General features: G+C 50.2%; 15 protein-coding genes. 8 read left to right on the top strand and 7 right to left on the bottom strand.

Annotated features, from left to right (window positions below):
* Positions 1-69 precede the first annotated feature (69 nt).
* Entirely contained in the window at positions 70-645 is a 576-nt protein-coding gene (locus tag AC1RVX_RS25270; protein WP_493219339.1) for a hypothetical protein, read from the bottom strand.
* Between the two features lie 330 nt (positions 646-975).
* Here AC1RVX_RS25270 and AC1RVX_RS25265 point away from each other — a divergent pair, with 330 nt between their 5' ends.
* The 6 genes from AC1RVX_RS25265 (at position 976) to AC1RVX_RS25240 (ending at position 9018) form a co-directional block, all read left to right on the top strand.
* Positions 976-2277: a TolB-like translocation protein gene (locus AC1RVX_RS25265; protein WP_493219338.1), complete on the top strand. Its 1302-nt coding sequence runs from the start codon at positions 976-978 to the stop codon at positions 2275-2277.
* Between the two features lie 141 nt (positions 2278-2418).
* Complete coding sequence (locus tag AC1RVX_RS25260) at positions 2419-3198, top strand: FadR/GntR family transcriptional regulator (RefSeq protein ID WP_493219337.1); 780 nt, start codon at positions 2419-2421, stop codon at positions 3196-3198.
* 767 nt (positions 3199-3965) lie between these two features.
* Positions 3966-4877, top strand: a complete 912-nt coding sequence (gene kdgD, locus AC1RVX_RS25255) for a 5-dehydro-4-deoxyglucarate dehydratase (RefSeq protein ID WP_493219336.1) — start codon at positions 3966-3968, stop codon at positions 4875-4877.
* A 122-nt stretch (positions 4878-4999) separates the two neighbouring features.
* Positions 5000-6577, top strand: coding sequence for an aldehyde dehydrogenase (NADP(+)) (locus tag AC1RVX_RS25250; RefSeq protein WP_493219335.1), 1578 nt, complete (start codon positions 5000-5002; stop codon positions 6575-6577).
* 136 nt (positions 6578-6713) lie between these two features.
* Complete coding sequence (locus tag AC1RVX_RS25245) at positions 6714-8087, top strand: MFS transporter (protein ID WP_493219334.1); 1374 nt, start codon at positions 6714-6716, stop codon at positions 8085-8087.
* 13 nt (positions 8088-8100) lie between these two features.
* Positions 8101-9018 (top strand): SMP-30/gluconolactonase/LRE family protein, encoded by a 918-nt coding sequence (locus AC1RVX_RS25240; protein ID WP_493219333.1) that lies wholly within the window; start codon positions 8101-8103, stop codon positions 9016-9018.
* A 122-nt stretch (positions 9019-9140) separates the two neighbouring features.
* Here AC1RVX_RS25240 and AC1RVX_RS25235 read toward each other — a convergent pair whose 3' ends face one another.
* The 6 genes from AC1RVX_RS25235 to AC1RVX_RS25210 form a co-directional block, all read right to left on the bottom strand.
* Positions 9141-11027 (bottom strand): glycoside hydrolase family 28 protein, encoded by a 1887-nt coding sequence (locus AC1RVX_RS25235; RefSeq protein ID WP_493219332.1) that lies wholly within the window; start codon positions 11025-11027, stop codon positions 9141-9143.
* A 58-nt stretch (positions 11028-11085) separates the two neighbouring features.
* Positions 11086-13797: a pectinesterase family protein gene (locus AC1RVX_RS25230; RefSeq protein ID WP_493219331.1), complete on the bottom strand. Its 2712-nt coding sequence runs from the start codon at positions 13795-13797 to the stop codon at positions 11086-11088.
* Positions 13794-14660, bottom strand: coding sequence for a rhamnogalacturonan acetylesterase (locus tag AC1RVX_RS25225; RefSeq protein WP_493219330.1), 867 nt, complete (start codon positions 14658-14660; stop codon positions 13794-13796). The genes AC1RVX_RS25230 and AC1RVX_RS25225 overlap by 4 nt, the downstream gene beginning before the upstream one ends.
* A gap of 66 nt (positions 14661-14726) precedes the next feature.
* Positions 14727-14987 carry a hypothetical protein gene (locus AC1RVX_RS25220; RefSeq protein ID WP_493219329.1) on the bottom strand — a complete coding sequence of 87 codons (261 nt, stop codon included), beginning with the start codon at positions 14985-14987 and terminating at the stop codon, positions 14727-14729.
* Between the two features lie 42 nt (positions 14988-15029).
* Positions 15030-17723 (bottom strand): TonB-dependent receptor plug domain-containing protein, encoded by a 2694-nt coding sequence (locus AC1RVX_RS25215; RefSeq protein WP_493219328.1) that lies wholly within the window; start codon positions 17721-17723, stop codon positions 15030-15032.
* Between the two features lie 190 nt (positions 17724-17913).
* Positions 17914-18612 (bottom strand): FadR/GntR family transcriptional regulator, encoded by a 699-nt coding sequence (locus AC1RVX_RS25210; protein ID WP_493219327.1) that lies wholly within the window; start codon positions 18610-18612, stop codon positions 17914-17916.
* A gap of 486 nt (positions 18613-19098) precedes the next feature.
* Here AC1RVX_RS25210 and garD point away from each other — a divergent pair, with 486 nt between their 5' ends.
* Together garD and AC1RVX_RS25200 are read left to right on the top strand one after the other, a co-directional pair.
* On the top strand, positions 19099-20661 hold the full coding sequence (gene garD, locus AC1RVX_RS25205; RefSeq protein ID WP_493219326.1) for a galactarate dehydratase: 1563 nt from the start codon (positions 19099-19101) through the stop codon (positions 20659-20661).
* Between the two features lie 101 nt (positions 20662-20762).
* A complete protein-coding gene (locus AC1RVX_RS25200; RefSeq protein WP_422984247.1) occupies positions 20763-21584 on the top strand; it encodes an NAD-dependent epimerase/dehydratase family protein in 822 nt (273 codons plus the stop codon).
* Positions 21585-21592: the final 8 nt, after the last annotated feature.

Raw genomic sequence — 21592 nt, 5'->3', positions numbered from 1 at the left:
GCCTCACTATTACCTGGCGCTACCCAGCCTGACCAGGGCGTGTTGACATCCGCAATACGTCTGAACAACCTATGACAGCACCGTCCGTACCAAATGAAAAGTCTTGCTTATATTGCGTATTGCCCCTACCCACAGTATCAAGGCCATACCTGCACAAGCATAGGGGTCAGCCGGACCTCCTGCCAACACAAAAGGAAAGACAAGTGCAAACGCGCAAATAACCATACCCATGAGTTTATGTCCTGGATTTTCAAAGACCGTCGCCAGCGGAAAGAAATGCAAACCAATAATCAGCATGGCGGCCGGCGTCACCCATGCAGACAAGCCAATATTGATCAGCACATTGATGATGACCAGAAGAGCTATCCACTGCACGGCATTGATCACATAATATCGACGCATTCTGTTTTGTTTTTGTGCCGTATTATCTTCTTCTGACATATGCCTGAAACCGCGAAACCTGTTCAGCGCCAGCAAGAAAATGACCGCTCCGGTGGAGAGAATAATGGCATTAATCAAGCCGCTACCCTGGAAGACACGTTGATTCCATAAAAGCAGCCAGCAACTGCCAAAGACAGCGTACACCATGGCACCTTTGAGGCGATTAGCAAAAACTGTTGGGACAGAATTAGAATTAACAGACATGATATTTCCCAATCAAAGTAAGGGGCGCTGTCAGATTTTCCGGCAGCAGCCAGGTCAATATAGTGCGATGCGATCTGCACGTCTGAACAACAGTATGACCAAACCTTAGGTCTCATATCAGAGCAAACTGTCAGCAATTACAGATGACAAATGTCATCTCTTGCCAGCGGCAATCCGTTCAGCGCGTCCGGTTACCAGACCCGCCCCTTGAATCTCGTGATTGCTTTGTCATTTTTTTCATGGCAGCATAGGTCTGTTGCCTCATACTGTCAGTGTCGTGCTCAGGGCCAGAGCCAAACCAAGTCAATAAAATCAAGCAGGAGATATCAGGTGCACATTCTTATCATTATTGTGTTGTTACTGGCTTTGGCCTATACCATCAATCTGCTGATGCAACAGAAAAACGCTACAGGTCGTCAGGAAACCGGGGTTCTCAATCCACAAAATCAGGCGCAGCAAGCGCACCTGGACCGGCATGCTGCGGGCATGGCAGTTGCCTTTATTTCCGAGGGCAAGCTGTTTTATCGCGCCGCCCATGGCGAGGTGAAGCAGTTGCACAGTCCCTACGTACAGGAAATGATAGACAAGATGGAAAAGCACAAGGAAAGACATGCATGGAAGCAAGGCACCAGCTTTGGCGTCTCAGCTTCTGGTGGCATGCGTCGCTTTAATGACGATACTGCGCAGATAATTGCCACCTCAATGCAATTTGATCAGGAACAGAACATGCTGTATTTCCTCAAGGATGAGGGTATGGGTGGCCTGTTTTCCTTCAACCCGGAAACCGGCGTTGAAATACGCATACTGCACAAACAAAACCTGAACCTGACTGATCTGAATCTTGATACCAGCAGTAGCAAGATACTAGCGTCATCGATGAGTAAGTCTGGCATTGCCAACCTTGTCATGCTCAATAGCGACGGTGAACAATATCGCGAATTGACAGCAGGCGACACACTGGATACGGCTCCGGCCTGGATACCGGGCGCAGACAAGCAAATCCTGTATCAATCCGCTGGCATAGCACGCGATAAAAGCGGCCGGATGCTGGCCGAAGGCAATGCCAGCATACAAATGCTGGACATGAAGAACGGGGCCATCAGCCCCATCCTTGACGACCCGCAATTTGATTACCTGCATCCGCGTGTTTGCCCGCAAGGAAATCTGCATTTTATCCGCCGCCCATATGAACCACCACGCTATGCCACCGGTACAGCTTTGCAGGACTTGCTGTTGTTTCCCTTCCGCCTGTTACGTGCTGTGTTCCATTACCTCAATTTCTTTTCGCTGATGTATAGCCGCAAGCCTCTGACCAGCGCATCCGGGCCAGCCATGCAGGCAGATCTGAAAGAAATCATACTCAAGGGCAAACGCATCGACGCAGAAAAAGCCTTGCGCAAGGAAAACCGGATCAACGGTATCCCTTCGCTGGTACCGTCGTCCTGGCAACTGGTCAGCCGCAACCGTCAGGGGCAAGAGACGATACTTGCCCGTAATGTGGTGTCGTATGATATGCGCCCCGATGGCAGCATCGTCTATTCCAATGGGCGAGGGGTATTTTTGCTAGGGCAGGGAGAATTGTCGAGCCTGATACTGAAAAGTGATTTGGTGGCAGATGTGGTCGCGCAGTGACACTCCATAGTAACTTCGTCTGGAAATCACACGAATAATCCGAAATTGGTGCAATTTAAATAAGTGATACGTCATCATACAACATTATGATGACGACTTGATGTAAAATCAGTGCATCTTCGTAAGGTCAAGCTTGACACAATGGAAACTCAGCAAATAGCCAATCCCCCCCCTAACGTAAGGCGTCACAAGAGCCTGTCTCAAGGGCTGGTTGAGAACATTACGAACAATATCAAAAACGCTGTATTCAAACCTGGGGAAAAACTCCCTACCGAATCTGCCATCATGCAATTGTATGGCGTCAGCCGGACTGTGGTGCGCGAAGCGATCTCGCATTTGCAGGCGGCCGGGCTGGTACAGACGCGGCATGGCATCGGCACCTTTATCCTTGAACCGGTCAGCAGCACACTGGGCATTTCGCGCGAAGCCATTATCACAGTCAGGGATGTGCTCGACATACTGGAACTGAGGATCAGTCTGGAAACCGAAGCCGCCTGGCTGGCAGCATCACGCCGTACAGAAGAGCAACTGGCAGAACTGACAGCAGCCTTGAACGATATCCTCACCAAAAAAACCAGGGATATCGAGTCGGTCAATGCCGATGTACGCTTTCACCTGCTGATTGCCCAGGCCACCGGCAACCGCTATTTCGTCGACATCCTCAGTGACCTGGGTACCACCATCATTCCTCGGGCAAGACTCAATTCTGCAGCACTGAATCTGGGCACCACCAGCAGCTATATAGATAGAGTCAATCACGAACACGAAGACATTTACAACGCCATCCTGCGCAAGGATCCAGAAGCCGCACGCGCCGCCATGCGCACCCACCTCAGCAATAGCATGGAAAGACAGCGCCAGGCACAACTGCGCATGGAAGAAGCATCTTCTCGCAGCCATGTTGAAAATCACACCACCTGATATCCTCGTTATTTATTAGAACTTACACAAAATTGTCCCAGCAAGGCTATCGCTTCCAGGAAACCTCCCTTGCAGGGGAGGTTCGTTACGTCGGCAGACAATATATTGTCTGAAACCCCGACTACACCTATCGCTTTTAGGAAACCTCCCTTGCAGGGGAGGTTCGTTACGTTGGCAGACAACATGTTGTCTGAAACCCCAACTACACCTATCGCTTCCAGGAAACCTCCCTTGCACGGGAGCTTCGTTTCGTCGGCAAACAATGTATTGCCTGAAACCCCGACTACACCGTCAGCGACGAAGACAGTACTTTATTAGTACGACCAGGAGCTGCAACGCTGCTGGGGCGGTTTTGCGGAAGTCCTATTTATATCTGCGCCATACCGAATCGCCAATATTCAGTGTCTGAAGCAAGCTTATAACTACTGTATCTATAGTGTTTGCAGCAGGCCTGACAAAAATTTTCCCATACACCCCGGTGTACCAAGACAGTACTCAGGAACGCAAATAAAATAAATCACAATAAATAAAAACGATGCTTGCAGTCTTTGATTTTAAGTTGTACGATGACGTACATCTTGACTACTATCTTCAATATCAAAGGCGGAAGCACCAACCCGCACTGAGCAATCAAATGAAGATATGTCAACTCTGGCTACACCGGCAGGCATCATTTAAAGATTAAGCAAGACGAATACCTTACAAACCGACTTCATCCTTATTTCGCACTTATTTCAACTCATTTCACCTTACTCTCAGGAGACATCATGAACCCACAAGATCTGAAACAGATACTTTCCTCTGGCCTGCTTTCTTTTCCATTGACCGACTTTGATGCGGCAGGAGATTTCAATGCAAAAACCTATGCAGAGCGCCTCGAATGGCTGGCTCCATATGGTGCCAGCGCCCTGTTTGCTGCAGGTGGTACGGGCGAATTCTTTTCTCTGACAGCCAACGAATACTCAGACGTGATCCGTACTGCTGTTGATACCTGCCGCGGCAAAGTACCTATCCTGGCAGGTGCTGGTGGCCCTACCCGTCAAGCCATCGCTTACGCGCAAGAGGCACAACGCCTTGGCGCACACGGTATCTTGTTGTTGCCACATTATCTGACTGAAGCAAGCCAGGATGGCCTGATCCGTCACGTGGAAGAAGTCTGTGCTGGTGTTGATTTTGGCGTGGTTGTGTATAACCGAGGTATCTGCCGCCTGACTGCCGACTCTCTGGAAAAACTGGCAGCACGTTGCCCTAACCTGATCGGTTTCAAGGACGGTATCGGTGATATTGAACTGATGGTTTCCATCTGGCGTCGTATGGGTGACCGCTTCAGCTACCTGGGTGGACTGCCTACTGCTGAAGTCTATGCCGCAGCTTACAAAGCGCTGGGTGTTCCTGTATATTCCTCTGCGGTATTCAATTTCATGCCAAAACTGGCGATGGACTTCTATCACGCAGTTGCAGCCGATGATCACGCCACGACAAATCGCCTGATTGACGACTTCTTCCTGCCTTACCTGGAAATTCGCAATCGCAAAGCTGGCTATGCAGTGAGTATTGTCAAAGCTGGCGCCCGTCTGGTTGGTCATAGCGCTGGACCAGTACGTGCACCATTGACAGACCTGACAGCAGAAGAAGATGAAATGCTGCTCAAACTGATTCTGAAACAAGGTCCACAATAAGCTGTATAAAGACGAAGCTGCGCAGCCATGGCTGCCGCAGCTTCGTCTTTGCGTTTTGCAAGACTCGTCATTAACACCATGCTGATATCCCTGCATCTGATGCAGGAAAGAAGGAGAATATAATGCAAATTACCGGCAAAATGCTTATCGGTAAAAATTCGGTGTTTGGCCTGGCAGGTAACATCAATGCCATTGATCCATCCACCAACCAGCAAATCGAACCTGTATTTGGCTTCGCCACCGCTGAAGATGTGCAGCAAGCCTGCACTCTGGCAGAGCAGGCATTTGATACCTATCGCGAAACCAGTCTGGAGCAACGCGCCAGGTTCCTGGAAACCATCGCTACAGGCATCATGGATCTGGGTCCTGTCCTGATCGAACGCGCCGCACAAGAAACCGGCCTGCCGGTGGCACGTCTGGAAGGGGAGCGCGGCCGTACAGTGAATCAGTTGCGTCTGTTTGCAAAAGTCGTACGTGATGGCTACTTCCTGGATGCAACCATTGATTCTGCCCTGCCAGAACGCGCACCACCAAGGCCAGACCTGCGCCTGCGCAAAATTGCGCTGGGTCCGGTTGCTGTATTTGGTGCCAGCAATTTCCCGCTGGCTTTTTCCGTTGCAGGTGGCGATACCGCATCTGCACTGGCTGCCGGTTGCCCGGTTGTCGTCAAGGCGCACAATGCCCATCTGGGTACAGCCGAACTGGTTGGCCGCGTGATTCAAAAAGCAGTCGCTGATTGCGGCCTGCCAGAAGGCGTATTCTCCATGCTGGTCGGTGCCGGTAGCCAGGTTGGTCAGCAACTGGTCGGTCATCCAGCCATCAAGGCAGTCGGCTTCACCGGTTCACGTTCAGGTGGTTTGGCGCTGGTACGCACAGCCAACCAACGGAAAGAACCTATTCCTGTCTACGCAGAGATGAGCAGTATCAATCCTGTCTTCTTGCTGGAAGATGCATTGAAAACACAAACTGCTCAGCTGGCGCAAAACTTTGTCGATTCATTGACACTCGGCGCTGGTCAGTTCTGTACCAATCCAGGTCTGGTGATTGCCATTGATAGTGCGGCTGCCCGCAGTTTCCTGGAACTGGCAGGCCAGGCACTGGAGAAAAAGCAGGCATCTACCATGTTGACACCTGGCATACACCAGGCTTATGTCAAAGGCAGCAGCCACCTGGCAGAAATCGCCGAACTGACAGTAGTCGGCAAGGGTCAGCCAGCAGAATCGCCATGTGCAGCGCAAGCCGTGTTGTCGGTCTGCAGTGGCAGCACTTTCCTGACTACAGCAGCATTGCAAGAAGAAGTCTTTGGCCCATCATCGATCGCCATCCTGTGCAAAGACTTCAATGAAGTTCTGCAAGTGTCGGAATCGCTGGAAGGCCAATTAACCGCTACCGTACATGCAACATCAGCAGACCATGCACTGGCGAAGAAGCTGTTGCCAGGACTGGAAAGAAAAGCCGGACGTATTTTGTTCAACGGTTTCCCTACCGGTGTAGAGGTTGCTCATGCCATGGTACACGGCGGACCTTTCCCTGCCACGTCCGACAGCCGTAGTACCTCAGTCGGCGCAACGGCCATAGACCGCTTCTTGCGTCCTGTTTGTTATCAGGCTATTCCTGCCGACTTGTTGCCAGCAGCATTGCAAGATAACAATCCGCTGCAACTGACTCGCATGATAGATGGGAAACTGACTTTGGCATGATGTCGAAACGGGCTGGCCGCATGCGTTTGCATTGCAGGTCAGCCCGTTCAGTTAGCAACAAGTAAGCAATAAGCAAGCATAAACGAGCACACGAACAAGATGTGCCCATCATGAACAACTACAAGGAGACGCTCTGATGAGCCAGCAATCCATAGGCAAATACCGGTGGACCATATGTGCCCTGCTATTTTTTGCCACTACCGTGAATTATCTTGATCGTCAGGTACTCAGCCTGTTGGCACCTGACCTGTCTAAAGAGTTTGGCTGGACAAATACTGACTATGCCAACATTACTGCTGCATTCCAGTTCATTTATGCAATTTCCATGCTATTTGCGGGTCGCCTGATCGACAAAATTGGTACCAAGAAAGCCTATCTGATAGCGATTGCAGTCTGGTCACTGGGTGCGATCATGCATGCCTATTCCATTTCGGTAGGTCAAGGTGTGAGTAATGTCTTTGCAGCACTGGGGCTGGCTGCTGTTCCGGTGTCTGTAGCCGGTTTCATGGTTTCACGCGCAGTACTGGCCTTTGGTGAAGCGGGCAACTTCCCGGCAGCCATCAAGGCCACTGCGGAATATTTTCCTAAACAGGAACGTTCGTTTGCCACTGGCATTTTCAATTCCGGCGCGAATATCGGCGCCATCCTGGCACCACTGACCGTACCGTGGATCGCAGCGACCTGGGGTTGGGAAACCGCCTTCATTTTGATCGGCGCAATCGGCTTTATCTGGATGATTTTCTGGAGTATTTTCTATGAGAAGCCAGAAAAACAGAAGTACCTGTCCGCTGCTGAATTGGCATATATCAATAGCGGCGTAACACAAGATCCTGAGCCAAACATTGCTGAAGAAACACCGGGCAAAAAAATCTCCTGGATGAAACTGTTGTCGTATAAACAGACTTGGGCTTTTGTCATTGGCAAGTTCATGACGGATGGTATCTGGTGGTTTTTCCTGTTCTGGTTGCCCAAATACCTGCAAGCCCAGTACAAAATGCAGAGCACTGACATCGTCATACCTTTGGCGGTGCTGTATAGCATGACGATGGTAGGCAGTATTGGTGGTGGCTGGTTCCCCAGCTATTTCATGAAGCGTGGTTATAACGCCTATGACGGTCGCATGCGGGCGATGCTGGTGATTGCCTTGTTCCCGCTGGTAGTATTGCTGGCACAACCACTGGGTTACCTGGGTCCATGGATACCAGTGTTATTGATTGGTGTAGGTACATCTGCGCACCAGGCATGGTCAGCGAACATATTCACCACCGTATCGGACATGTTCCCGAAAAAATCCGTCGCTTCCATCGTTGGTATAGGTGGTATGGCTGGTGGTATAGGTGGCGTACTGGTATCAAAAATTGGTGGCTGGCTATTTGATTATTACGGTAGTCTAGGACATATACAGACAGGTTACACCATCATGTTTACCTTCTGTGCAGTGTCTTATCTGCTCGCATGGTGCCTGATGAAGTTCCTGGTACCTACCCATAAAGAAATCACTGATTTATAAATCGACTTTCATTATGACCCAGCATTCTATCCGACTCTCATCTCCATTCCCGGATCTGGAAGCCATACCGGCAATCAACTGCACCGTAGGTGAAAGCCCGATGTGGCATGCAAAGCAGGCTGCCTGGTACTGGGTAGATATCCCTGCGAAAACGATCTGGAAACTGGATGCGGGTTCCGGAGCATTGCGGTCATGGCAGACAACCGAGATGGTTGCCTGCATTGCATTGAAAGACGACGGTGATTTTATCGCCGGCATGGAAAGTGGCATCTTCAACCTGCACCTGGGTGCAGGGTCGCGTGCACTGCAAACCCGCCTGGCGGCACCTGACACGCTGACCACGGGCATGCGTTTCAATGATGGTCGCTGTGATCGCCAGGGCCGGTTCTGGAGTGGCACCATGTTCATGGACATGGTCGCTGCCAAAGCGGTCGGTCAGCTATTTCGTTATTCACAGAAAAAGGGCTTGTCCAAACCCTTCGTCAGTAATTTGTTGACGCAAAACGGTTTGGCCTGGTCACCGGATGGAAAGACCATGTATCTGTCGGATTCGCATCCAGCCAGCCAGACGATCTGGGTTTTTGATTACGACACGGATGCAGGTGTGCCACATGGCCAGCGCGTGTTTATGGACATGAAGCCACTGGCCGGGCGCCCGGACGGCGCAGCCATGGATGTCGATGGCTGTTATTGGATATGTGGCAATGACGGTGCTTGCCTGCTGCGCTTTACACCTGCAGGCAAGCTGGACCGGACTATCCCGTTACCTGTGACAAAACCTTCAATGTGTACTTTTGGCGGTGCCAATATGGATACGCTGCTGGTGACATCCATCGCTGCCGGCAAAGCAGAACATGACCAATGGGCCGGCAGTTTGTTGTTGGTCCAGCCTGGCGTTTGCGGAATGCCAGAAACGCCTTTTTCTACTTAACTCAGTGCTCGAATTTGAATCGAAAAATCAGATATAACCATAAAAATATAAGCTGATTTCGCAATTACCCCTTAGCCTTTGAATGCCGCCGGACAAGCCTTTACCAGCCCGGCGGCATTTTTTTAGGTAGACAGAATGCTGTTGTGCAGCTTGTCACCTATCTTCACATTCTTCAATTCCAGACCCTTGACGTTATACAGATACAAGGGGTTGGCAGCATTCACCGGTGTACCAAACTGGCAATCGCGAATAGTCACATTTGTCACTGGAAATACCGTGGGGTTCTTCTCTTCACCATTGTAGTCAGATGCCACTGGGCCCAGGATCACTACTGCCTGATAACAGGAAAACTTGCCAGCCTTGGTCGTCACGTCACCTACTGTGACATTTGAAATATGCACATTGTCCACCACTGGTGGCCGGGTTCTGACATTGTCATTCACTGGTGCATAATCACAGTCAAAGGTAATCACTGCACCAGCTGCCGTGGCAACGGTTTTTGAATGTATGGGTGAATTTGGCAGGGATGTATAGAAGGATGGGCTGGTCTGCACACCATTCGGGATAGAGATATTGCGAACAAAGAAATTTTTCAGGTAGCCGCCCCGATTCATATTGGTCTTCAGGCGAATTGCGGTATTAAGTGGATTGCTGGCCCAGTGTACGTTTTCAAACAGCAGGTTTTGCGCATACACATTCTGTATGCCACCCGCCATTTCACTACCCAGCGTGACGGCACCATGACCACTTTGCATGGTGCAATTTTGAATCACGATGTTTTGTGATGGCCCGTATTGGGTATCCAGGTTTTTACCTGCCTTGATAGCGATGCAATCATCACCAGAATCAAAAGTGCAGGATTCAACCAACACATGGTCACAGGCCTCAGGATCAAAGCCATCACTGTTGGGGCCGTGGCTTTTTGCCATGACATTTCGGATAACCACATTGCGGCAATGCACAGGATGGTGTTGCCAAAACGGCGTATTGTTGACCTGGTAACCCTGCATCAACACATTGGTGCAACCGATGAACTGTATCATCGGTGGCCGCAAATTATGGCCCATGCCAAAAATACGCTTGCCGACAGGTACACCAGCTTCGGACAATGCAGGCAGGAAATTCGAGTCAGCGCGCCATCTATCGCCTTCCCCCTGGATATGTAATCTCTGTTTCTCATCGAGTTGTGGAGCAATTTTTTCCAATGAGGTCGCATTGAGTTCATTGGCTGTATTTTCCGAGCGCTTGCCAGCCTTGTAGTTAGGTGTAGAACTTTGCGCCACTGCATTGATGGTCTTGAGCCGACCTTTCCAGGTCCACCAGCAATCCCCACTATCATCAAACGGGACCCCCCCCTGGCCATCGAGTATGCTGGTCCAGTCGTCGCCAGTCAGTGCGATATGATCTTGTGCATAGGCATACACCATAGGGGAAAAGTTCAGACAGTCGTTGCTTTGCCAGCGTGAAATCGTCAACTTGCCGTTCTGGCCGCAATCAAAATTGCCATATTTGGCATAGTCTTCCGGCCTATTGCTGAAGTAGATATGTGCGCCCGACAGCAAATGCACATTCACATTCGACAACAAAACGATGGGGCCAGCACAAAACCAGTTACCAGCAGGTACAAGGACACGGCCCCCACCAGCCTTATGGCAAGTGGCAATTGCTTCGGTGATGGCAGGGTAAATATCTTTGGCATTTGCGACCGGGGTCGGCAGATTGTCCTGTTCTTCAAATGAGATCCAGGCCTTGACGGTTTTTACGTCACAGGGCACGGCACCAAAATCGGTAATCCGGAAATCTGCCTGGCGAAATTTTAAGGGTACGGACAGACGGTCAACAATCGCCTGGGCTTTCAACCAAGGATCTTCTATCAAGGTCGCAGCCAACGCTTGCTCAACTGGCAAAGCGCTACCAGCGCCAAGCGACAATCCTGTCAACGATATTTTTTTCATAAAATCCCGACGTGGATGCTGGTGATCATGTGTCTGCGAATTGTGTTTTTTCATTATAGTGTCTCAGTTCATTAGGGTGTTTTATTGGTGCGGCCTGCCGGATTCACCAGACTCATTCTTCAGTGTTATTAAATTCCGCAAGAAAAACACGCGTCGGCGTGATCGGTCCGGGGTAGCCCAATTGTTTAACCGGGTCAATCCTGCTGGCCTTCAAATTGGCCCAATAGTCGTCGGATGAATATTGCGCAGGGCGATATGGCAAGGTGCCATATTTATTCCAGTCGGACCAGGGTTGCAGTTTATTGATATGGCTACCGATGACGGAATTCATCACGACCATTTTCCCCACGGTTTCCAGTGTTTTTTTGGTGATCGTACCGGTTGGTGATGCATATACATCGACTTGACCAAGTTGGCAGTCATAACCCGGAACAGGTACTACACCGTAAGGTGTGCAGCGTTCGTTATGGAACCACTGGCGAGCCAGGTGAAATTTACCGGCAAGGGCATTGCTGCTGCCGTCATGGGTAAAACGGCAATGATCAAAGACAAAACCATACTTGCTGTTGATATTGGTGTTGGGTGCTGCCATATAGGCTGTACCACGATCGCCCAAAGCTTTGATTTCGGACTGGTAAAAATACGCGGTTGCGTCACCAAAAATGAAATCGACATCACCTTCCACATAGGCATGATTGAAGAAATACCTGGCCGTCTCTCCTCCCGCACCAGACTTCATATACAAGGTATCCTGGAAACCTAGCATGCGTACGCCATCAAATTGCGTTTTATCGGCACCGTCCAGCATCACTGCCAATGCTTGATGATGCACTATCTGCGTTTGCGCATAGACACCGGCATCTGGACAATGTCCGGAAGGACAGTCAGCTCGCGCATTCCCTGCTTCCTTGTTGTAGGCATTTTCAATAGTCAGATTCTTTGCTTCGAAACCCCGGCTTTTAACCCACAACACGGCGGTACCAAAGGTACCCAACTCTGGCCGGTTTTTCAGGCTTTCATACATGGCCGTGATGCTGGCATGGGTTTTGTTGAACTGGCTTGCAAAGCGTGTCTGATAAACAGCACCAGTCAACGCCGCATCCAGATTAGCGCTGATTTTTGTTTTCTCAGCATCAGTTCCATAAATCGTGACAGGGCTGTCTACCGCGGGAACGTAGACCAGTTCACGATAGATGCCTGGCTTGACCAGGATATAAATGCGCCTGTTCTTATCTGTTTTTTTTTCCGCGTCAGCAACAGCGCGACTTACCGCATCTTGTACACGATTGAATGTGTACACATCGTCAGCTTTGGCACCGGCATCAACGATATAGTCAGGGATCAAGTCAGGGCTGGCAGCAATTGGTGCCGACAAGGGATCCCATGGCGACACCTGTTCGTTACCAGGCGTGCCTGCGTATTTCAATACTTCACTATAAGAAAAATGCTGCGCTGTGCTTGCGTCAAGCTGTGGTCGTTTCTCCGTCACCACATTTTCTGGAAAAGCAGCAAATGCCAGCTCACATTGTTTGGGATTGACTGATTCTGTATTGAAACCAGATTGCGCTGCATCTACCGTATGGTCGCTCAATAACTGTACGTGTTCTCGCTGTATGGTACTGTGGATATCAATCACCACATCCTGCAAGCGCAACATCATGGGATGAGCAGCATCATAGCCTTGCAGGATGATACGTCCGGGTGTCAATACCTGTACATGTTCCAGTTTGATGTCCTTGTACTGGGGTATCTGCGATCCTTTGGCATTTTTTCCGTAATGGGTATCGAAATCTATCGGCGCTTTGACATTGCGAATGCAAACATTGCGATAGCTGACATTCTGCACTAGCCCACCGCGTGAAACATCGCTCTTGATACGCAGGCCAGAAGTCGTGCCATCCATGCTCAGATTATCCACCAGCACGTTGTTGACGCCACCATTGGTCTCACTGCCAATTGACATGCCGTGACCAGAGTAAAAATGACTATTGCGTATTGTGATGTTTTCTGTCGGACCATTATTACCGGCCTTGATAGCGACATTGTCGTCGCCAGTACGGATAAAACTATTGGCGATGGTGATGTTACGCGAAGAAATGGGATCAATACCATCCGTATTTCTTGCGGTAGCAGGCGTATCAATACGCACGCCCCAGGCAGTAAAGCCATTGACCTGATTCAATGTCACATGAAAATTAGGTGAATTTCTGAGAGTGATACGGTGCAGTGTAAAGTTGTCTGACTGGTTAACCTCCAGCAATCGGGGGACATTCTGGCGATTATCTTCTTTCTGGGCGCGCCGGGCAATCTGCCACCAGGACTCTTCCTTGCCTGATATACGTTCCCCACCCTGACCATCAATCACGCCATCACCGTAAATACCGCTACCCTTTGTGTGATCAGCGGTAATGAAAGGTTTGCATCCCCTGCCCTTGTCATCATTGATGCCACAAGTGCCGTTACCCCGGTCAAAATCCTGTGGATTGGTCGACGTAAATAAAGTGACACCTGCATCCAACGACAGGGAAACTCCATTTCTCAGTTGCAAGGCACCAGACAGAAAAGCAGCTTTGCCATTAAGGCTGGTCAGCCTCACCGCCTGACCGGGCAGACAGGCGTCGATAGCTGCCTGCAGGCGACGGGTATCCGGTGCCCTGGCTTCAATAGATTCCGCTTTGCCGGATTCAAGCTGTGCTGGCAGTACGCTGCAAATCGCAGGCGTTTGTGGTTCCCTGACTTGTCTGCTGTCCTGGGCGCTTGCAGGTAACATGTTCAACGCCAGCACAGCAGTCGACACTACTGGCAAGGTGCTTAAGAATTTCATGGACGCTCATCCTTGCTGACTACGGCATCCAGTGCTGGCACCGCCTGCAACAATTCGGATAAAACTATGGCGGAGAAATGCTTTGCACCTTTGCTACCCAAGTGAGTACGGTCAAATGCAGAACGGGCAGCACCTGCACGTTCTGTTTTGGCGAGGTCAGTGCTGGTTGCACCTGGAGATGCTGATGCGGTCGCCTGCGATGCAACCGGCGCAACCGGAACAGATACTGACGGTGGTGGCTCCATTGCCAGGGTGTCAGCCTCGGCTTGCCCCATGGCTTGTACGGAGCGGTAACTGTCTGCATTCAAGTCCAGCAGCGGTACATGCTTGTTGGCTGCAACCGCCATACTGGCCTCTGCCCATGGCCTGAGGTCATTTTGTAATTGTGTGCCTTTGAAACTGCGGCGTGTCAGTGGTGTCACCAGAATGGCTTGCGCACCAGCGGCCTGCAAGTCATCCACATAGTGCGCTATATTCACCGGAAACTCTGTCGCCAGATCGGTAGAACGACCAGGCTTACCGGGTTGGTCATTGTGGCCAAACTGTATCAACACGAACGTCTGGCTGAACTGTTCGTGGTTTTTCAATAAATTCTGCACGACATCCCATGATCCTTCTGCCCGGTAACTGCTGGAACTGCGACCACCTTTGGCAAGATTCAGGCAAGTGACTTCGGGTTTGAAGCGCTTGCAAAAAGCATCGCCATAGCCGCTTTTGGGTGCCATGGTGGAGTCACCGACCAGGATGATACGGGTCGGTTTACCAGCGCTGCCGGCAGCGTCCACAGTTGCGGCAGTACTGCACGCGCCCAATACCAGAGTGCTGATCGCGGTCACAATGATAGAACGGGGAAATAATTTCATGTCATTCTCTATGTCGGTAAAATCAAAAATCGGGGACTGCAAGTATTGCTCGTCATCATTAAGGGATCAGTTGAACGAACGGTAACTGACAATGGCCAGTGTGCTGGGTATCGTTTTCTTAACAAACGGGGTGTGCGAGAATTCGTGCTTGCGGAATCGCAAAGGATGGACAAACGGTTTGCTCAAGCGCAGGTCGAATTTGCTGCTCATTGCTACGGCACTGTAGTCCTGACCATCAACCGTTAATACAGCGAACACAGGCACTGCCGCTAAAACCTGCTTGCGCTTGACATAAAGCATATAGTTCAAAAGGGGGATTTGCATCATCACTCCACACCCCCCACGCGCTAACGTGGGGGGGAACCTTTTTTAGAAGTTATAAGTCATGCGTGCATTGAACGCGCGGCCTATTGGGCTAGCAGCACTGCTCAGATAACCAAAGGTGTAACCGCTATGGTTAGTGATAGGCGGTCTTGCATTGGCCAGATTGGTGATGCCCGCAGACAATACCAGGTTTTTGAAACCACGATAGCTACCTGTCCAGTTCCATACCTGATACGGCTCGATATCACGGAAATACTGCGCTGCCACCAGGTTCTGGTCATGATAACCAGTGTTGTAGTTCTGGGTCAGTTGTGACGCCCAGTTACCTTGGCTCCAGGACATGGTCAAAGTGTGTTTCCAGCGGAAAGTAATGATAGGCAAGCTGCTGGTTGTACCGTTGCTGGCCACACCAAAACGACCTACATTGGAAATGTATTCGCCATCTTTTTCCAATTGGTTATCGAATTGGGTCAGGTAAGTGCCGTTCAGTTCAAACTTGAAATTACCTACAGCTGTTTTAGGAATCGAATAAGCCAGACCTACGTCGATACCCGAAGCTTTTTGCCCACCAAGGTTCATGGTGATGTTTTTGATGTAAGCCAGGGAACCATCTGGATTACGTACAAACAGATCAGCATATTTGGTTGGATTCAGGAAATACACTTGCTCTGGCAAGTTCGCCAGCATGTCTGTCATTTCGATATGCCAGTAATCAGCAGAAACGGTTAAATTTTGTACCGGCTCTGTTACAACACCCAGTGTGAAACCACGGGATTTTTCCGGGATCAGATCAGGGTTGCTACCAGTCTGACGTGGCAAGGCCACATTACACACTGCAGAAGCTACCAGACCTGGCAATGCCTTACCTGTGCCAGCTACGCCGGGCGTGCCGCCAGGACATTGTACTGGGTCATCCCATTTTGCAGCGGTAGTGGCATTGGCTCCCGCTACACGATAGCCATAACGGTCAAACAAGGTCGGTGCACGGAAACCGGTATTGGCAGAACCGCGGAACATCAGTGACTTCATAGGCTGATAGCGGAAGCTGGCCTTAGGATTGATGGTGTTACCAAAATCACTGAAATGATCGTCACGCACCGCTACGTTGAAGTTCAATTCCTTGGTAACTGGCATTTCCATTTCAGCATACGCCGCTGCTACATTACGCGCCCCCTGACCGTGAGAAGGACCAGACGCAGCGTAAGTGACGATAGATGTGATGTCAGTTTTGGTATCTTCTGTCGTATCGCGATGTACATCGGTACCCAGGGCCAGTGTCAGTGGACCACCGGCGAGTGTCATCAATTCTCTCGTGGCAGTCAAGTCCACACCTGTGTAGGTACTGATGGAATGACGATTCAATGCACCGTCAACCGAAATGCTCTTCAGGTATGCTTTACCGGCAGCATCTTGCAAACCGAAAGGATTCAGTGAACCATTGGCAATACCTGTCAACAAACCTGGACCACTGACATAACCGGAATCATAGTAACCGTCACGCTGGCTATTACCGTAGACAAAGCCAAGCTTGTAATCCCAGTTACCAAAGCGACCTTCATCATTGACGCTGACACGCTGATTGACTTGTATGTCTTTGGTAAGGGCTTCGGCCAGATCAGCGACGCTCCAGGTAACAGTCAATGGCTCGCCTTTCAACCCAGCAACTGCAGGTACGCCACCGCTACCACCTGGATACCATTTACTGGTGGACGGCAACAGGGCGTTAACACCGTTGGCAGCCAGGCTGGTTGTTGGGTTTTTTGTACCCAGGATATATTCTTGGCCGCGCATGTAATCAACGGTCAGGAAATGGTCATCATCAAATTTCTTGGTGCCCTTGGCATAGAAAGTAACCTGCTCATTGCCGTAAAGTGCTGTACCGTAAGCAGCAGCATTCAAGATACAAGTATTTTTTGCACCCTGGATGCTATAAGGACCTTGGCAACCACTTGCGTAATAAGGATTGACAGCAGTTTTGTTGGTAGCTGTAGTGAAGTTAGCGGGCATGGCAAAGCCACCGCTACCCAGTGTGGGTGCACGACCTATGCTGGTCAAAATGTCAGTCGTACTGAGATCGGCCCGGTCTGCGGCTAACAAGCGGCTGCGGCGATGGGCATCGATAGTTGCGTACAAATTCCAGCCATCTTTTTGCAGATCACCGACACCGACAGTGGCGCTCACACGTTGCTCATCACCACCGCCACTTTGCTGCGGTTTGACATATTGTGCAGAAACAGAATTGCCAACAACAGAACGCTTGGTGATAAAGTTAACCACGCCACCGATCGCATCAGAACCATAAATGGAAGAGGCACCGTCACGCAAAATCTCTACCCTGGCGATCGCACTCATCGGGATCACGTCCAGGTTGGCGTAACCATCCGCAATCGCTTCATTGGCGAGGCGACGACCATTCAACAGTACCAGCGTACGATTGACACCGAGGCCGCGCAGATTGATATTGGTACCGGAACCTGCATTCGAAGGTGCCAACGAAGCAGATTCTGGCAAAGACATCATCAAATCTGCCAATGTGGTCATACCACGTTTTTCTAATTCTTCCCCGGTCACCATAGTGACAGGCAGGGATGCTTCTGATGCGAGGCGCTTAATGGATGAACCTGTTACTTCCACCCTTTGTACATCTTCTGCCTGCGCCTGGCCAACCATCGTCAACACCGCCATGGCGATAGATGACAAAACAAATACTGGCCTGTGATTTTTCTTTGTGTCTTTCATTATTCAGTCTCCTCCGGATTTTTACATAAAATTCTTGCCCCCACGTCATACGTGGGCTCATACATGGAGCACCTCGCGTGCTCTGTGCCACTGCAACGAAGATGAATGCAAAGCATCATCGAGGTCGCAGCCGGTCAAAAATTTTTCTTACTTTGGTAACAGTCGCAAATGTTGGTCTTTGCTTTAGCTGCTATCCACGCGAGAAAGTTCTTGTCACTCTCTCTAAATGTGCCCGCATCGCCTTTCTGGCCGCTGCAGGATCATGCGAAGCAATTGCTTCCAGAATATTTCTGTGATCTGTCAGCGTTTGCTGGCGTAATTCTTCAGTTTGAAAATGCTCCTTTAATTTGTGCCACAGCCGGCCCCGTTGACTCCACAGGTATTCGATCGTCCCGACCAGCGCACTATTGCCGGTCGCCCTGGCGATGGACAGGTGAAAGTTCCTGTCCGCGTTTTCATTGCTCGAATAGTTGGCGTGGTGCCTTTCCATTTCCAGCACTGCCTTCAAAATATCGTCTATCGCTGCATCTGTTGCGACTCTTGCCGCAATGGCTGCTATTTCGGCTTCGATCAGTCTGCGCGCTGACAGCACTTCAAACGGACCTGGACCTACTTCTGGTAAATCTGGCAGCTCCTCAGGCAACTCACTGACATACACACCTGAGCCGCCACGTACTTCTATTACCCCACCCAGTTCCAGCGCAATCAAAGCTTCACGCAAAGAGGCACGGCTGACACTTAGTTTTGTTGCCAGATCACGCTCGGATGGCAGGCGTTCTCCAGGCAAAATATTTTCCTCGGCAATCAAAACCTGGATCCGGTCCGCCACAACGCGATACAGACGCGGTTCGTGAGATACAGATTCGCCGTGCGAATAATTTTTTTTCATCTCGTGTCTACATCAGGGAAATATGAAAAGCCTGTAAAAAAGCATTTCGGTCAGGCCATTCTAATGTGGTCAGACCAAATATGCAATGTGGACTAGCCAAAATTTTCATTTGGTGGCATACTCGCCACAGTTGCCAGTGTAAGAACTGCACCTGCATCGTATTTCGTCATCTTGATAAAGATTGCATAGCTCCTGCATTTTCATAGGTAAAATGCAGTTTTTAGACGATGCGTAAAGCGATATGGGCTTGCAGGAAACAAAATGAAAAAAAGATCGTGATTGTCGTATTTTGGTTAGACCAAATGTTGCAAAAATGATTTTCGAACAAAGAAGATGTGCATAAATAAGATGGGGCTCAGGTAAAAATTGTCCTGGCAAGGCGCAGCGACGAAGGCAGTACTAATAGTACGAACAAGAATTGCAACGCAGCTGGCGCATTTTCACCTAAGCCCTATAAAGACTAAAAGCAAGTAAGAAGGGAAAAAAATGAGTACTTCCAGCCCCAAGCCACCGCTATATATACGCATGCATGTCAACGATAACGTTGCCATAGTTGCCAATGACGGCGGACTACTTGCCAATACAGTTTTTCCCGATGGTTTAGCGCTCCTTGAAAATGTGCCGCAAGGCCATAAAGTGGCGCTGACAGATATTGCGGAAGGCCAGGCCATCCTGCGTTATAACGTGACGATCGGTTTTGCCGTCAGAGCAATTCCCAAGGGTAGTTGGGTTGAAGAATCACTGATACGGATGCCAGACGCCAGACAGTTGGTGGACCTGCCCATTGCCAACCGTCCGGCCCCCAAAACCGAACCACTGGAAGGTTATACCTTTCTTGGCTACAAAAATGCCGACGGCAGCGTGGGTACACGCAATATTCTGGCAATTACCACGACAGTGCAATGCGTAGCCGGTGTCGTTGAGCATGCTGTCAAACGTATCAAAGAAGAGCTGTTACCCAAATTTCCCAACGTTGATGACGTCGTTGGTCTCGAACATACCTATGGCTGCGGTGTGGCAATTGACGCGCCGAATGCTGCCATTCCCATTCGTACTGTACGCAATATCAGTCTGAACCCGAATTTTGGTGGACAGGCCATGGTGGTCAGCCTGGGTTGCGAAAAATTGCAACCTGGCAGGCTTTTCCCCAAGGGTAGTATCCCTATACAGAGCAACAATAATGGCGGCGAACCTGCGCTGGTCTGCCTGCAGGATCAGGTACATGTAGGTTTTCAGAGCATGATCGCGTCGATCATGACAACTGCGGAAAAGCAACTGACAGAATTGAATCAACGTCGTCGCGAACCCTGCCCTGCTTCCGATTTGGTGGTGGGTGTGCAATGTGGCGGCAGTGACGCATTTTCGGGTGTGACAGCAAATCCAGCGGTAGGGTTTGCGACTGACTTGCTGGTCAGAGCGGGGGCTAGTGTGATGTTTTCTGAAGTCACCGAAGTACGTGATGGTATTGATCAACTGACTTCGCGTGCAGCCAACGCTGACGTGGCAGCAGCCATGATCAGGGAAATGGAATGGTATGACGAATACCTGAAACGTGGTGGCGTCGATCGTAGCGCCAACACCACACCTGGTAATAAAAAAGGCGGTTTGTCGAACATCGTTGAAAAAGCCATGGGTTCCATCGTCAAATCTGGTACCGCCCCCATATCCGGCGTTTTGTCACCTGGCGAAAAGCTCAAGCAAAAAGGCCTGATTTATGCCGCAACACCTGCCAGCGATTTCATTTGCGGCACCTTGCAATTGGCTGCAGGCATGAACCTGCACGTATTCACGACGGGCCGCGGCACACCCTATGGTTTGGCCGCTGTCCCGGTCATCAAGGTAGCCACCCGGGATGATCTGGCACGACGCTGGCATGATCTGATGGACATCAACGCCGGCAAGATTGCCAGCGGCGAAGCCACCATAGAACAGATAGGCTGGGAATTATTTCAAATGATGCTCGATGTTGCCAGTGGCAAAAAAACCTGGGCAGAACACTGGAAACTGCATAATGCGCTAGTCCTGTTTAATCCGGCACCGATTACCTGATTGCACACACATCCCCTGTATACTTAATGAAGTCTCGCAATAGAGATTTGCAACACAGCTTCGCATCACAGATTATTTTTTGAAAATTTGAAGGAAGTTTCATGAATTCTACATCCTCGGAAAAACCATTTAACCGCATCTTGCTGACTGGTGCAGCAGGTGGCCTGGGGCAGGTATTGCGAGACAGGATCAAGGCTTGGGCCAATGTGGTACGTCTTAGCGATATCAGCGACATGGGCGAAGCCAGGGAAGGCGAGGAAATCGTCCGCTGCGACCTGGCAGACAAGGCTGCCGTGCTGGCACTGATGCAGGATGTGGATGTGGTATTGCATTTCGGCGGTATTTCCACTGAAGCCGATTTCGAATCCATCATGCATGCCAATATCCAGGGCACCTACAATATTTACGAAGCCGTGCACAAGTGCAAGGTCAAGCGCGTGATTTTCGCCAGTTCCAATCATGCCGTCGGTTTTTATCGCACCACTGACCATATTGATGCCGACATGCCTACCAGGCCGGATGGCATGTATGGCATCAGCAAATGCTTTGGCGAATCCCTGTCACGTTATTACTATGACCGCTTTGGCATAGAAACTGTCTGCATACGCATAGGTTCATCTTTCCCGGTACCGACCACACGCCGCATGCTGGTGACTTACTTCAGCTACGATGACTTGTTTGAAATGCTGCGCTGCTCAGTATTTGCGCAAAGAGTGGGCCACACCATCAGTTTTGGCGTATCGGATAATCCGGGCAAATGGTGGGACAATAGAAAAGCCGCCCATCTCGGCTATAAAGCCAAAGACAATTCAACCCAGTTCAATCACCTGTTCCCTGAAACTGGTGAATATCCGCCTGCAGATGACATCACTACCATTTACCAGGGTGGTGGATTTTTGCTGACTGGTCCGCAATACAAATAAGCCAGGCA

The organism is Undibacterium sp. GW821-FHT11B02 (genome assembly GCF_058808955.1).
The sequence above is the reverse complement of the archived record's forward strand: the minus strand, read 5'-3'. Positions and strand labels throughout refer to the sequence as shown.

Excerpts from the sequence above, each read along its gene's own strand:
- AC1RVX_RS25270 (WP_493219339.1), bottom strand. The coding sequence starts at position 645 with ATGTCTGTTAATTCTAATTCTGTCCCAACAGTTTTTGCTAATCGCCTC.
- AC1RVX_RS25260 (WP_493219337.1), top strand. The coding sequence starts at position 2,419 with ATGGAAACTCAGCAAATAGCCAATCCCCCCCCTAACGTAAGGCGTCAC.
- AC1RVX_RS25235 (WP_493219332.1), bottom strand. The coding sequence starts at position 11,027 with ATGAAAAAACACAATTCGCAGACACATGATCACCAGCATCCACGTCGG.
- garD (WP_493219326.1), top strand. The coding sequence starts at position 19,099 with ATGAGTACTTCCAGCCCCAAGCCACCGCTATATATACGCATGCATGTC.
- kdgD (WP_493219336.1), top strand. The coding sequence starts at position 3,966 with ATGAACCCACAAGATCTGAAACAGATACTTTCCTCTGGCCTGCTTTCT.
- AC1RVX_RS25210 (WP_493219327.1), bottom strand. The coding sequence starts at position 18,612 with ATGAAAAAAAATTATTCGCACGGCGAATCTGTATCTCACGAACCGCGT.
- AC1RVX_RS25220 (WP_493219329.1), bottom strand. The coding sequence starts at position 14,987 with ATGATGCAAATCCCCCTTTTGAACTATATGCTTTATGTCAAGCGCAAG.
- AC1RVX_RS25240 (WP_493219333.1), top strand. The coding sequence starts at position 8,101 with ATGACCCAGCATTCTATCCGACTCTCATCTCCATTCCCGGATCTGGAA.
- AC1RVX_RS25245 (WP_493219334.1), top strand. The coding sequence starts at position 6,714 with ATGAGCCAGCAATCCATAGGCAAATACCGGTGGACCATATGTGCCCTG.
- AC1RVX_RS25230 (WP_493219331.1), bottom strand. The coding sequence starts at position 13,797 with ATGAAATTCTTAAGCACCTTGCCAGTAGTGTCGACTGCTGTGCTGGCG.
- AC1RVX_RS25225 (WP_493219330.1), bottom strand. The coding sequence starts at position 14,660 with ATGAAATTATTTCCCCGTTCTATCATTGTGACCGCGATCAGCACTCTG.
- AC1RVX_RS25215 (WP_493219328.1), bottom strand. The coding sequence starts at position 17,723 with ATGAAAGACACAAAGAAAAATCACAGGCCAGTATTTGTTTTGTCATCT.
- AC1RVX_RS25200 (WP_422984247.1), top strand. The coding sequence starts at position 20,763 with ATGAATTCTACATCCTCGGAAAAACCATTTAACCGCATCTTGCTGACT.
- AC1RVX_RS25250 (WP_493219335.1), top strand. The coding sequence starts at position 5,000 with ATGCAAATTACCGGCAAAATGCTTATCGGTAAAAATTCGGTGTTTGGC.